The following is a 12,870-nucleotide window of genomic DNA, read 5'->3' as shown; positions in this document are numbered from 1 at the left end:
GCCTCTGCCACCAATTAGAACCGTTCTAAGGTGCCCTACGGAATTCGTCAAGTATTCCCGGCGGCATCCCCGAAAATAAGAGTAGGATTCACCCACACATGCCTGAGGTCATTTTTCCCGGACCCGAAGGCCGCCTGGAAGGCCGCTATCACCCGCAAAAAGAAAAAGACGCGCCCATCGCCATCGTGCTGCATCCGCATCCGCAGTTCGGCGGAACGATGAACAACAAGGTCGTCTACAATCTGCATTATGCGTTCTATAACATGGGCTTTACGGTTCTGCGGTTCAATTTCCGCGGCGTTGGCCGATCGCAGGGCGAATATGATCAGGGCGTTGGCGAATTGTCCGATGCCGCATCGGCGCTGGATTACCTGCAGTCGATGAACAACAATTCCAAGCATTGCTGGGTTGCCGGTTTCTCGTTTGGGGCCTGGATCGGCATGCAGCTGTTGATGCGCCGTCCTGAGATCACCGGTTTCATCTCGGTCGCGCCGCCTGCCAATATGTATGATTTCTCGTTCCTGGCGCCCTGCCCGTCCTCGGGTCTGATCATCAACGGGACCGCCGACCGCGTCGCGCCGCCTGCGGATACGGTGAACCTGGTGAACAAACTGCATGAGCAGAAGGGCATCACCATCACCCATACCGAAGTCGAAGGCGCAGATCACTTCTTCCAGGATCCTCATATGGACCCGATGATCGACAATGTCTCCGACTACGTCAAACGGCGGCTCACCGAAAGCTCCCGCTGATGGGCACAATTGAGACGCTGGCCCAAAAACTGGCCGCCGACACGCTAAAGGTACAGGACGCCACCGGCGAAGAGCGCCTTTATATGGAGGTGAGCCAAGTTCTGGGGGCGGCGTCTCAATCCCTTGAGGAAGCCTTCCTCACTGAAATGCGGGTGCGCCTTGCCGAGCGTAAGGCGCGCGCCTTCCTCAACAGCAAAATCAGCGCCGCCAAGGCCAAGATTGCATCCAAGGCCCCAGACCATGACTGACACCTCAACGCGGCTTGAAAGCCAGTTCCGTTTCTTGCTGGAGGCGGACAAGCTGCGCCGCGTGGATCGTCAGAACCTGATCCTGGACGGCTCGCGCTGCGAAAACTCCGCCGAACACAGCTGGCATCTGGCGCTTTATGCGCTGGTTCTGGCCCCGTTTGCACCGGCTGACGTCTCGATTGAACGGGTGGTGCAGATGTTGCTGTTGCATGATCTGGTTGAGATTGATGCGGGCGACCATCCGATTGACGGTGATGTGGACTGGGAGGCGGTTGCCAGCGCCGAAGCGGTTGCCGCGACCCGGCTGTTCTCGCTGCTTCCGGCGGATCAATCTGCCTTTCTGCATGGTCTGTGGCGCGAGTTCGAAGCAAGCACAACGCCCGACGCGCAATGGGCCAAGCGCATTGATCACTGTCAGCCAATCTTTCAGACCCTTTATAATGCGGATGTGCCAGCAGCGCATATCGAGGTGGTCCGCGGCAATCTCTATGGCGGGCGTGCCGCAGCACTGAAAGAGGCCTTTCCTGAGGTCTACACCCATGCGGTCACGAAGCTTGAGGGCGGCAATCCACAGGATGTGCTGACCGCGCCCCTCGCCTTCCTCAATGAGGTCGACGCGTTGAAGACCGTTCTGCGCGCAACCACCCTCGGCGACGGCAGCCGCAATGAAAATTCCGCCGAACACAGCTGGCACATCATGCTTTACGCCTGGGTGCTGGCCCAGCACAGCCACGCGCCGGTTGATATGGCCAAAGTGCTGCAGATGCTGATGCTGCATGACATTGTCGAAATTGATGCAGGCGATGTGCCGATCCATTCGACCCTGTCGGAGGCTGATCACGCTGCCATCGCCGCAAGTGAACAGGCCGCTGCAGAACGGATCTTCGCCCTTCTGCCAGAAAATCAGGGTCAGCCCTTCCGCAGCATCTGGGAGGAGTTCGAAGCCGCCGAAAGCGCCGAAGCGGTCTATGCCAAGGCCATTGATCGCGTGCAGCCGGTCTTGCTGAACCTGATGTCCGGGGGCGGCAGCTGGCGGGAATATAACGTCACTCTGGCGCAGCTGGAGGCCCGCGTCGGCCAGAAAGTCGCCCGCGGCGCACCTGCGGTCTGGGAGTATGTCCGGGCCACTGTTGCCCCTTGGTTTGCCGAAAACACCAGCGCCTGAACCGGGCGCTGCGTGGGCAGGCAGATCCCCACTGGAAGTCTGAACATGCCGCTTCACTATCTCTATCTGGTCCTGGCAGTTGTCGCAGAGACCATTGGCACCACCGCCTTGCAGGCCAGCCAGCAATTTACCCGGCTTGGCCCGTCAATTCTCGTGGTGGTTGGCTATGGGTTGGCGTTTTACCTCATGGCGCTCACCCTGCGGCACATGCCTGTCGGGATCGTCTATGCGATCTGGTCCGGCCTTGGCATTTTCCTCATTGCGATCATTGGCTGGGTTGTATTCGGACAACGGCTTGATCTGCCTGCTGTTCTGGGATTGTTGCTGATCCTGGTCGGCATCCTGGTGATCCATTTGTTTTCCAACACCACCGGACATTGACAGCCATCAGCGCGTCCTCACGTATGGCCAGCCAAACGCCACAACACGGGCTCGATTGGGGCCACGCGGGCAAAAAGATGCATTTCCTCTGGCCTTTGGTGGCCTATCACGCTATGCGCGCGTCAACTTCCTTACAAAGGCTGACGTCATGGACCTGCGCAACATTGCGATCATTGCTCACGTGGACCACGGGAAAACCACCCTGGTTGACGAGCTTCTGAAACAATCCGGCGCCTTCCGCGAAAACCAGGCTGTGGCGGAACGCGCCATGGACAGCAACGATCTGGAACGCGAGCGGGGCATCACAATTCTGGCCAAGGCCACTTCGGTGGAGTGGAACGGCACCCGGATCAACATCGTCGACACCCCCGGCCACGCCGATTTCGGCGGCGAGGTTGAGCGGATCCTGTCGATGGTGGACGGTGTTGTCCTGCTGGTGGACGCCGCTGAAGGTCCGATGCCACAGACCAAATTCGTGACCTCTAAGGCGCTGGCACTGGGTCTGCGCCCGATTGTGGTCGTGAACAAGGTCGATAAACCCGATGGTGAGCCTGATCGCGCGCTGGACCAGTGTTTTGACCTCTTCGCCAACCTCGGCGCCGATGATGATCAGCTGGACTTCCCATCCATGTATGCGTCCGGTCGCTCCGGTTGGGCTGATATGGAACTGGACGGCCCGCGCAAGGATCTCTCCGCCCTGTTCGACCTCATCGTGGATCACGTCCCTGCGCCAAAGCAGATTGAGCACAAAGACGAGCCGTTCCGCATGCTCGCCACCACACTGGGCGCCGATCCTTTCATGGGTCGCATCCTGACCGGCCGTGTTGAATCCGGTACGCTGAAGGCGGGCGACAACCTCAAAGCGCTGAGCCGTGAAGGCGACCTGATCGAGAACTTCCGCTGCACCAAGGTTCTGGCCTTCCGTGGTCTTGGCCAGCAGGCCATCGACGTCGCCGAGGCCGGCGATATCGTCTCCATCGCGGGGATGACCAAGGCAACCGTGGCGGACTCGCTGGTGGATACCTCCGTCAATGACGCCCTGCCCGCGCAGCCGATTGACCCGCCCACCATCACCGTCACCTTTGGCATCAATGACAGCCCGCTGGCGGGTCGCGACGGCAAGAAAGTTCAGTCCCGCGTCATTCGCGATCGTCTGATGAAGGAAGCCGAATCCAACGTCGCGATTCAGATCTCCGATACCCCAGGCGGCGAGGCCTTTGAGGTTGCCGGTCGCGGCGAACTCCAGATGGGTGTTCTGATCGAGAACATGCGCCGCGAAGGCTTTGAACTGTCGATCTCCCGTCCGCAGGTTCTGTTCAAAGAAGAAGACGGCGTCCGCATGGAGCCGGTTGAGGAAGCCACCATCGACGTCGATGATGAATATTCCGGCGTCGTCATCGAGAAGTTGACCGGTCACCGCAAGGGTGAGTTGGTCGAGATGAAACCGGCAGGCGTTGGCAAGACCCGTATCATCGCGCATGTCCCCTCCCGTGGCCTTATCGGCTATCACGGGGAGTTCCTGACCGACACCCGCGGCACCGGCGTTCTGAACCGCGTGTTCCACGGCTGGACCCCGCACAAAGGCTCCATTCCTGGACGTCGCGCGGGTGTTCTGATTTCCATGGAAAACGGCACCTCGGTCGCCTATGCCCTGTGGAACCTGGAAGAGCGCGGCAAGATGATGATCGGCGCTCAGGAAGACGTCTACACCGGCATGATCATTGGCGAGCACAGCCGTGACAATGATCTTGAGGTGAACCCGCTGAAAGGCAAGAAACTGACCAACGTTCGTGCCTCCGGCACCGACGATGCGGTGCGCCTGACAACGCCGATGAAGCTCTCGCTGGAAGAGGCGATTGCTTATATCGACGATGATGAGCTGGTGGAGGTGACCCCGAACTCCGTGCGTCTGCGCAAGCGCTACCTCGACCCGCATGAGCGCAAGCGGATGGCCCGCGCCAACGCTTAAGATACAGTCGATACAGAAAATATCAGAGGCCGCCCAGAATTCAGGGCGGCCTTTTTGCTATTCGTTTGCCGCGTGCTACCCTGCGAGAAACAGGGGTTCATCCAAGGGAAAGACAGCATGCGCAAACTACAGGTTCAGGGCGTTCACCATATCACCCTGACCGGTGCCGACCGGCAGACGTCAATCGATTTCTGGGAGGGCGTGCTGGGCATGCCGTTCATCTTCGACCAGCCCAATCTTGACGACCCGGACGAAGGGCATCTCTACTTCGATCCCGGCGATGGCCGCTTGATCACCGTCTTCACCAATGAGACCCGCACGGCTGACCGTCGTCGTACGCCGACGGACCCTGGCTGCGTCCATCATCTGGCCTTCAACGTCTCTAAGGCCACTTTTGCCCAGGCCGTTGAACGGCTCAACGAGCGCGGCATCGGACATTCCGGTCCGAAGGATCGCGGCTTCATGGATTCGATCTACTTCAAGGATCCGATGGGGTTGCTGATCGAGCTCGCCTGCTACAAATTTGACCCGCCGATGGGGTGCTCCCATGCGGATGTGATGATCACCGCACATAAGATCCGGGTAGCTGCCGGAGACTATAATATTCAGGAAAAACACCTGGCCGACGCGATAGAGCAGCTGGTTGAGCGGCGGCAACAGACCCTGTCTGAGGATCGCTCACCCCGCAATCCCTATTGAGAGATCTGCCACACTGCCAACAGCGCTTTGAAAAATGAAAAAGAGCGGCCAAAGGCCGCTCTCATCACATCTGCAAGAGGCTGATCAGTGCTTATTCGCTGATCTCAACCACCATCAGCTCCCGCTCGGAGGCGTCACGGGCATGGCTCAGCGCCTCTTGGTATTCGGGGCTGTTATAGCACTCCACCGCGGCATCGACGCTGGGGAATTTTGCCACGACATTGCGCGGACGTTCCTTGCCTTCCAGCTGCACAAACCGGCCACCACGGGCGATGAACTGACCGCCATGTTTGGCAACCGCCGGGCCGGCCAATTCAGCGTATTTGCCGTAAGCGTCTGCGTCGGTGACGGTGACATGTGCAATCCAGAGTGCTGGCATCGGGGACGTTCCTTTGTCTGACGATCTTTCCGGCAGGTTACGGGAATTGCCGGAAAGACCAAGTCATTTTTGATCAGATGATCAAACAGATGTGTTACCCAGCCAACAGGGTCTCAGCTGCCTTGATCGCCTCCTCGGCGCCAGCGAAGTCTTTGCCGCCGCCCTGCGCCATATCAGGGCGACCACCGCCGCCTTTGCCGCCGACCGCCGGAACGGCTGCTTTCAAGACATCAACCGCAGACACTTCTGCCGTCAGATCATCCGTGACACCCGCGGCCACCGCCACCTTGCCGCCGTCATTGGCGATCAACAGGATCACACCGGAGCCGATTTTCTGCTTATGGGCATCAATCAATCCGCGCAGATCCTTGCCCGAAACACCTTCCAGCGCCTGACCGAGGAAGGTCTTGCCACCAATTTCTTTGGTCTCGGATCCGCCACCAGCGCCGCCGCCCATGGCAACCTGTTGTTTCAGCTGCGACACCTCGTTCTGCAGCGCCTTGCGTTCATCCATCAGCGCCTTGAGACGGTCCATGACCTCCTCCGGCTGTGCCTTGAGACTATTGGCGACCTCCGCCATTCGCAGGGCCTCCCGGTCCAGATGAGCAAAGGCTTCTGCGCCGGTCAGTGCCTCGATCCGACGCACCCCAGCAGAGGAAGCACTGTCACTCAGGATCACAAAGGTGCCGATGTCCCCGGTTTGGCGCACATGGGTGCCGCCGCACAGCTCGATCGAATAGGTGGTACCATCCTGTCCCTTGCCGGTGTCGGCCTCACCCATGGAGACGACGCGCACCTCATCGCCGTATTTCTCGCCAAACAGCGCCTGCGCGCCCAAGGCGCGGGCATCATCCGGCGTCATAATGCGGGTTTCGACGGCAGTGTTCTGGCGAATAAACCGGTTCACATCAACGGCCACCCGGCGCAGTTCTTCCGCGCTCAGCGCCTTGTTGTGGCTGAAGTCGAACCGCAGCCGGTCATCCGCATTGAGCGAACCGCGCTGCGCCACATGATCCCCCAGCGCCTCGCGCAGAGCCTCATGTAGCAGGTGCGTCGCCGAATGGTTGGCGCGGATGGCGTTACGGCGGATGTGATCGACCTCCAACTGGGCTGCGGCACCTTTGGTGATCAGGCCGCTTTCGACCTTGCCAAAGTGGATGAACACGCCAGCCGCTTTCTTGGTGTCCGTCACCCGAACCACGCCACCCTCGACACGGATCTCACCACTGTCGCCGACCTGGCCACCGGACTCCGCATAAAACGGCGTCTGGTTCAGCACCACCTGCACGTCAGTGCCGGCCCCGGCTTCGGCAACCTGAGCGCCATCAACCACAAGCGCCATGATCTGACCTTCAGCTGCCTCGGTCTCATAGCCAAGGAAATCAGTGGTGCCCGCCTGATCGGCAACATCAAACCAGATGGTGCTATCCGCAGATTCACCTGACCCGGACCAGGCCGCCCGCGCCTTGGCCTTCTGCTCCGCCATAGCGCTGTCGAACCCGTCGGTGTCCACGGTCCGCCCTTTTTCGCGCAAGGCATCCTGGGTCAGATCCAGCGGGAAGCCGAAAGTGTCATACAGTTTGAACGCCGCAGCACCGGGCAGCGGTGCGCCCTCATCCAGACCGGCCAGCTCGTCATCCAGCAGTTTCAGGCCACGATCCAGCGTCTGCTTGAAACGGGTTTCTTCCTGATGCAGCGTCTCTTCGATCATCGGCTGCGCGCGCCCCAGTTCGGGATAGGCTGCCCCCATCTGCTGCACCAGCGCCGGGACCAGACGGTGCATCACCGGATCCTTGGCACCCAGCAAATGCGCATGACGCATCGCGCGGCGCATAATGCGGCGCAGCACATAGCCGCGCCCGTCATTCGATGGCATCACACCATCAGCCATCAGGAAGGATGTCGACCGCAGATGGTCCGCAATCACCCGGTGGTGCACGTTCTGGTCCCCATAGGGATCCACATTGGTCACATCGGCCGAGGCCTCGATCAGCGCCTTGAACAGGTCGGTGTCGTAGTTGTCATGGCTGCCCTGCAACAGTGCGCCGATCCGTTCCAGCCCCATGCCAGTGTCGATCGACTGCATGTCGAGCGCCTTCATCGTGCCGTCTTCGAATTGCTCGTTCTGCATGAAGACGACATTCCAGATCTCGATGAACCGGTCGCCATCTTCATCAGCGCTGCCCGGAGGGCCACCCCAGATGTGATCGCCGTGATCATAAAAAATCTCGGTGCAGGGCCCACAGGGACCAGTCGGCCCCATCTGCCAGAAATTGTCGGAGGTATCGATGCGAATGATCCGGTCTTCCGGCACGCCGACCTTCTTCCAGATCTCGAACGCCTCGTCATCGGTGTGATACACCGTGGTCAGCAGACGGTTCTTGTCGATGCCAAATTCCTTGGTGATCAGCTCCCAGGCAAAGGTGATCGCCTCTTCCTTGAAGTAGTCGCCAAAGGAGAAATTCCCCAGCATTTCAAAGAACGTATGGTGACGCGCGGTATAGCCGACATTGTCGAGGTCGTTGTGCTTGCCGCCTGCCCGCACACATTTCTGCGAGGTCGTCGCGCGTTTGTAATCACGGGTTTCAACCCCGGTAAAACAGTTTTTGAACTGAACCATGCCAGAGTTGGCAAACATCAGGGTCGGGTCATTGCGCGGCACCAGCGGGCTGGAGGACACCACCTCATGCCCCTGCTTGGCAAAGTAGTTCAGAAAGGTAGAGCGGATATCATTGAGCGTCGGCATAATCGGGATCTCTCGGCTGGCTGTCTCAGCGGTTCGGGAAGATGTATCCGCCCCCAGAGAGCCTGTCCAGCGCTGCGGTGCGGAAAGCCGACATGAAAAAGGGCGCGGAGAGGTCCGCGCCCTGATTTGATCAGATTCTTACGGCGTCATCTGTGCTTATGAACGGGCGCTGCCGCATCCATGGCACGTGACCGGGCGACCTGCGCCCCTGTCGTCAGGCTTCCAGGATGTCATCATCCGCACCTTCCGGCCGGTCAAACTCAAGCCCATGAGCCGCGCGGATCTTATCTTCGATATCAAAGGCGATATGGGCGTTTTCGCGCAGATAGGTTTTGGCATTTTCACGTCCCTGCCCGATACGCTCATCCCCGTAGGAGAACCAAGCCCCGGATTTCGCGACAACACCTGCGGCCACACCCAGATCCAGCAGTTCGCCCATCTTGGAGATGCCTTCACCATACATGATGTCGAATTCAACCTGTTTGAACGGTGGGGCCACCTTGTTCTTGACGACCTTCACGCGGGTTGCGTTGCCGACAACCTCGTCCCGGTCCTTGATCGCGCCAATGCGGCGGATATCCAGACGGACGGAGGAGTAGAATTTCAACGCGTTGCCGCCTGTTGTGGTTTCGGGTGAGCCGAACATGACGCCAATCTTCATCCGGATCTGGTTGATGAAAATCACCATGCAGTTGGAACGGCTGATGGAGCCAGTCAGTTTGCGCATGGCCTGGCTCATCAAACGGGCCTGCACGCCGACATTGCTGTCGCCCATGTCGCCTTCCAGCTCCGACTTTGGTGTGAGGGCTGCAACGGAGTCCACAATCACCATATTCACTGCGCCGGAGCGCACCAGCGTATCGGTGATCTCCAGGGCCTGCTCACCGGTATCGGGCTGTGAAATCAGCAGCTCGTCCAGATCGACACCCAGCTTGGCCGCATACTGCGGATCAAGCGCATGTTCCGCATCCACAAAGGCGCAAACGCCACCTTTCTTCTGCTGCTCTGCAATACAATGCAGGGTCAGCGTGGTCTTGCCCGAGCTTTCAGGGCCGTAGATTTCGACGATACGCCCCATCGGCAAACCGCCGATGCCAAGGGCGATATCCAGCCCCAACGATCCGGTCGACGACGCCTCGATCTCGTTCAGGGGGTTGCCGTCACCGAGCTTCATAATGGAGCCCTTGCCGAACTGCCGCTCAATCTGCGCCAGAGCGCTATCAAGCGCCTTTTGTTTGTCGCCGCTCTTCTTATTGTCTTTCATGGTCAAAAGATCCGCCATAGTCCCTTGTCCCTTTCTATGTGTCACACCCGCGAGCGGGCGGCAATCACTGCTTTGTTCGCTTCTTGTTCTATATGAGATCAAAAGGAGAACATTGCAATGAAAATCTGACGTGGCCACTCCTGCCCTGATCTGGTGGCCAAGAGGGTTAAGAGAGTGTTATCCAAGGAAGACCCTTCGTCTTAGCCGCGGATTTTTCACGCTATGCTGATCTTTTTCAAGGAACGACTGGCACTGCTGAGCGTGCCCAAAACCGGCACCACAGCCTATCAGGCGGCGCTGAGCGCCCGCGCCGATATGGTCTTTGCGAACCCGCCACAGCTGAAACACGCCCCTGTCTACCGCTACAATCGCTGGATTCGCCCGATGCTGGCCAAGGTTTGCGATGCCGAAATGGAGTTGGTTGCGGTCATGCGTGAACCGGTCAGTTGGCTGGGTAGCTGGTATCGGTTCCGGCAGCGCGACGATCTGCGCGGCCATGCCAACAGTACGCTGGGGATCAGTTTTGACGATTTTCTGCGGGATGCCTGCAAAGGAAAGCCGCCGCGTCACGCCGATGTCGGCAGTCAGGCCAAATTTCTGGAAGCCCAGCCCAATGGCTGCGCCGTCAGTCATTTGTTCCGCTATGAGGACCCAGACGCGCTCCATGGGTTTCTTCAGGAGCGGCTCCAGAGCGACATCAACCTGCCCCGGCTGAATGTCAGCCCGCCGGGCGATCTGGCCCCCAGCAGTGCTGCGCTAGAGGTTGTCAGACGCAAGCGGGCGGATGAGTTCTCACTTTATGCCAGTCTGAGCTGACACGTTCAGAATTGCCATCACACGGGCCACAGGAACAACCGCTCCAAGTCCAGTGAAGCCGCTTAGTGCAGCTGTTCGTGAACGGTTTCTGTCAACTGGTTGAGCGAGAAGGGTTTTGGCAGGAAGACCGAATTCGGGACCGATGGTTCAGCCTCGCCAAAGGCGCCTTCGGCATAGCCGGAGACAAAGACCACGCGGGTATCCGGACGCGTCTTCAATGCCTCACGCACCCAGCTGGGCCCGTCCATGCCGGGCATCACCACATCCGTGACGAAGACATCGACGGTAAGACCCGGATCTTCCAAGGTGCGCAATGCATCCTCGGCAGATTCCGCCTCAAGCACCGTATAGCCGCGCATCCGCAGCGCGCGGGACGCAAAGGCCCGTACGGGTGCTTCGTCCTCCACCAGAAGAACAACCCCTTCGCCGTGCTGGGCGGCGACCGGTTTTGCGGTGGTATCTACAGTGATCGCAGCAGCGGCTTCCGCCTCCACCTGCGTGTTCACCGGGAAGAACAGGGTGAACTGAGTGCCCTGATCTTTGATCGAGTCGACGAAGATATAGCCGCCGGTCTGCTTGATGATGCCATAGGCTGTCGAAAGACCAAGGCCAGTGCCCTCACCCGTCCGTTTGGTGGTGTAGAACGGTTCAAACACCTTCTGCAGTTTATCCGGGGATATGCCGACGCCTTCATCAGAAACCTTGACCGTAACCCAGTCGCCAGCAGGCACAACCGCGCGGTTGCGTTCCAAAGGCTCATCCAGCACCACGGCCTCAGTCTCGATCCGGATCTCGCCGCCCTGTGGCATCGCATCGCGCGCATTCACCACCAGATTCATCAGCACCTGTTCCAGCTGACGTTTGTCCGCCCGGATTGACCGCATCACCGGATCATGGCTCAGCGTCAGCGTCACTTTCTCACCGACAAGTCGGTTCAACAGATGGGTGAGGTCAGACAGGGTGTCGCGCACATCCAGAACTTCAGGCTGCAATGTCTGCTTGCGCGAGAATGCCAGCAGCTGACTGACAAGAGCCGCCGCGCGGTTGGCGTTCTCATGGATCTGGATCAGATCACCAAAGTCCTGATCGCCCTGATCATGACGCAACAGCAGCAGATCGCAATGCCCAGAAATGGCTGTCAGAAGGTTGTTGAAATCATGCGCCACGCCGCCCGCCAGTTGACCAATCGCCTGCATCTTCTGGCTCTGCACAAATTGCGCCTCAAGCGTCTTCAGTTCGGTCGCATCGTTCAGCACCGCGATGAGGACGGTTTCGCCCTCCTCAATGACCCGTGTCAGGGTCACCTGCACAAACACTTCCTTGTCACGGCGCGTCAGACGCAGGAACTCGGACTTGTGCGAGGCTTGGCCGTCAGCGGTGTCGCGCAGCCAGTCCGACATCGGACGGCCAAGACCATCCATCAGCTGGCCGATATTCAGATTGCCGCAGGAGCTGATGCCCAGCAGGTGCATCCCCATCTTATTGGCCGAGATCAGCGCCCCCTTCGGATCAACCTTCACAAATGGCACCGGCAGGCTCTCGAGAGAGGCCTGTCCAACCGAGGTTTCGCTATCATCCAACTGCAGGAAATACAGCTCGCTGCGCCCCTGACTGCGGTTCTTCTCGCAGACCAGAACCTCAATCAGCCCAGTCTTGGTGCTCATGGTGTTGATCTGTCCGGACAGCACCGGCAACGATGTAAATAGGCGGTCGGTGGACTTCACCCGTTCACCAATCACCCCGCGGGCCGCCTCGTTCATGAACAGGACTGCCCCGGTGCGCCCAACCGTCAGCATCGGAATTGGCACCGCATCGGCGCCACGGCTGGTGGTGGGTCGATCCGTGATCTCCTCCACCCGCCACAAAAAGCTACCGCCCTGCATCTGATGGACCGCCAGCCGTACATGGCCACGACGGGTCACGATATCTTCGCGCGCAGCCCCATCAACACGGGCGCGACTTTGCAGGCGGAACAGAACCGCCGAGGGGTTGGCAAGGATCGAACGCAACGTGCCGGCCAGCGTCTCGGTATCGGCATCGGCAAACCGTTTCAGCGCGGCCCCGTTGGAGGCATGGATCATCCCATCATCATCACAGACGAAGGTCGCGGTCGCGTCCTTCTCGATGAACCCGGTGAGAAGTGCTGCCGCCATTGAGCGCGCCCGCAACCGTGTGCGCGCCTGCACCAGCATCATCAGCGCGACGGCAATCAGCGTCAGGCCAACCGTCACAAGCCCGCGTGTGATCCATTCTGGCGTCTGGAGCAGCCAAGGCGCAGTGATGACCATGGCCGACAAAAGCAAAACCGCCGCCAGGCGAGCATGTTCCGGCGTGTAGACGCGCAACTGGGGAACGGGTGAAGCATGGCGACCGTTCATTGCGGCTCCCTCGATGAAATTAATGTGCTTATATCGAGACGAATTAGGTTAAAACTGCGTTAAGACTGCAGGA

The 12,870-nt window shown here is 59.3% G+C and carries 11 protein-coding genes; 7 read left to right on the top strand and 4 right to left on the bottom strand.

Annotated features, from left to right (window positions below):
- Nucleotides 1-98 precede the first annotated feature (98 nt).
- The 6 genes from D1820_RS03655 (at nucleotide 99) to D1820_RS03630 (ending at nucleotide 5,214) form a co-directional block, all read left to right on the top strand.
- Nucleotides 99-752: an alpha/beta hydrolase gene (locus D1820_RS03655; protein ID WP_024097294.1), complete on the top strand. Its 654-nt coding sequence runs from the start codon at nucleotides 99-101 to the stop codon at nucleotides 750-752.
- Entirely contained in the window at nucleotides 752-1,000 is a 249-nt protein-coding gene (locus tag D1820_RS03650; protein ID WP_076615216.1) for a hypothetical protein, read from the top strand. The genes D1820_RS03655 and D1820_RS03650 overlap by 1 nt, the downstream gene beginning before the upstream one ends.
- The gene (locus tag D1820_RS03645) at nucleotides 993-2,165 is read left to right on the top strand and encodes an HD domain-containing protein (RefSeq protein ID WP_118067912.1); all 1,173 of its coding nucleotides are present in this window, start codon (nucleotides 993-995) and stop codon (nucleotides 2,163-2,165) included. Before D1820_RS03650 ends, D1820_RS03645 begins: the two co-directional genes overlap by 8 nt.
- 45 nt (nucleotides 2,166-2,210) lie before the next feature.
- Nucleotides 2,211-2,546, top strand: a complete 336-nt coding sequence (locus D1820_RS03640; RefSeq protein WP_118067911.1) for a multidrug efflux SMR transporter — start codon at nucleotides 2,211-2,213, stop codon at nucleotides 2,544-2,546.
- A 148-nt stretch (nucleotides 2,547-2,694) separates the two neighbouring features.
- Nucleotides 2,695-4,515 (top strand): translational GTPase TypA, encoded by a 1,821-nt coding sequence (typA, locus tag D1820_RS03635; RefSeq protein WP_040169077.1) that lies wholly within the window; start codon nucleotides 2,695-2,697, stop codon nucleotides 4,513-4,515.
- A gap of 117 nt (nucleotides 4,516-4,632) precedes the next feature.
- Nucleotides 4,633-5,214 (top strand): VOC family protein, encoded by a 582-nt coding sequence (locus D1820_RS03630; protein ID WP_118067910.1) that lies wholly within the window; start codon nucleotides 4,633-4,635, stop codon nucleotides 5,212-5,214.
- Nucleotides 5,215-5,305: 91 nt separating this feature from the next.
- On the opposite strand, the gene D1820_RS03625 is transcribed toward D1820_RS03630, so the two are convergent.
- The 3 genes from D1820_RS03625 to recA form a co-directional block, all read right to left on the bottom strand.
- Nucleotides 5,306-5,593: a DUF1330 domain-containing protein gene (locus D1820_RS03625; RefSeq protein WP_040169075.1), complete on the bottom strand. Its 288-nt coding sequence runs from the start codon at nucleotides 5,591-5,593 to the stop codon at nucleotides 5,306-5,308.
- Between the two features lie 94 nt (nucleotides 5,594-5,687).
- Nucleotides 5,688-8,339, bottom strand: a complete 2,652-nt coding sequence (alaS, locus tag D1820_RS03620) for an alanine--tRNA ligase (RefSeq protein ID WP_118067909.1) — start codon at nucleotides 8,337-8,339, stop codon at nucleotides 5,688-5,690.
- 214 nt (nucleotides 8,340-8,553) lie between these two features.
- Complete coding sequence (recA, locus tag D1820_RS03615) at nucleotides 8,554-9,621, bottom strand: recombinase RecA (RefSeq protein ID WP_096789140.1); 1,068 nt, start codon at nucleotides 9,619-9,621, stop codon at nucleotides 8,554-8,556.
- Between the two features lie 204 nt (nucleotides 9,622-9,825).
- On the opposite strand from recA, the gene D1820_RS03610 reads away from it, so the two are divergent.
- Nucleotides 9,826-10,419, top strand: a complete 594-nt coding sequence (locus D1820_RS03610) for a gamma-glutamyl kinase (RefSeq protein ID WP_118067908.1) — start codon at nucleotides 9,826-9,828, stop codon at nucleotides 10,417-10,419.
- A gap of 62 nt (nucleotides 10,420-10,481) precedes the next feature.
- Here the strand turns inward: D1820_RS03610 and D1820_RS03605 are convergent, their stop codons facing one another.
- Complete coding sequence (locus D1820_RS03605; RefSeq protein ID WP_096871276.1) at nucleotides 10,482-12,797, bottom strand: ATP-binding protein; 2,316 nt, start codon at nucleotides 12,795-12,797, stop codon at nucleotides 10,482-10,484.
- Nucleotides 12,798-12,870 lie beyond the last annotated feature (73 nt).

Source organism: Phaeobacter sp. LSS9, assembly GCF_003443595.1.
Lineage (GTDB): Bacteria > Pseudomonadota > Alphaproteobacteria > Rhodobacterales > Rhodobacteraceae > Phaeobacter > Phaeobacter piscinae.
Note: the sequence above shows the minus strand (reverse complement) of the source record. Positions and strands in the feature narration are given on the sequence as shown.

Excerpts from the sequence above, each read along its gene's own strand:
- D1820_RS03655 (WP_024097294.1), top strand. The coding sequence starts at position 99 with ATGCCTGAGGTCATTTTTCCCGGACCCGAAGGCCGCCTGGAAGGCCGC.
- D1820_RS03625 (WP_040169075.1), bottom strand. The coding sequence starts at position 5,593 with ATGCCAGCACTCTGGATTGCACATGTCACCGTCACCGACGCAGACGCT.
- D1820_RS03610 (WP_118067908.1), top strand. The coding sequence starts at position 9,826 with ATGCTGATCTTTTTCAAGGAACGACTGGCACTGCTGAGCGTGCCCAAA.
- typA (WP_040169077.1), top strand. The coding sequence starts at position 2,695 with ATGGACCTGCGCAACATTGCGATCATTGCTCACGTGGACCACGGGAAA.
- D1820_RS03645 (WP_118067912.1), top strand. The coding sequence starts at position 993 with ATGACTGACACCTCAACGCGGCTTGAAAGCCAGTTCCGTTTCTTGCTG.
- D1820_RS03650 (WP_076615216.1), top strand. The coding sequence starts at position 752 with ATGGGCACAATTGAGACGCTGGCCCAAAAACTGGCCGCCGACACGCTA.
- D1820_RS03630 (WP_118067910.1), top strand. The coding sequence starts at position 4,633 with ATGCGCAAACTACAGGTTCAGGGCGTTCACCATATCACCCTGACCGGT.
- D1820_RS03605 (WP_096871276.1), bottom strand. The coding sequence starts at position 12,797 with ATGAACGGTCGCCATGCTTCACCCGTTCCCCAGTTGCGCGTCTACACG.
- D1820_RS03640 (WP_118067911.1), top strand. The coding sequence starts at position 2,211 with ATGCCGCTTCACTATCTCTATCTGGTCCTGGCAGTTGTCGCAGAGACC.
- recA (WP_096789140.1), bottom strand. The coding sequence starts at position 9,621 with ATGGCGGATCTTTTGACCATGAAAGACAATAAGAAGAGCGGCGACAAA.
- alaS (WP_118067909.1), bottom strand. The coding sequence starts at position 8,339 with ATGCCGACGCTCAATGATATCCGCTCTACCTTTCTGAACTACTTTGCC.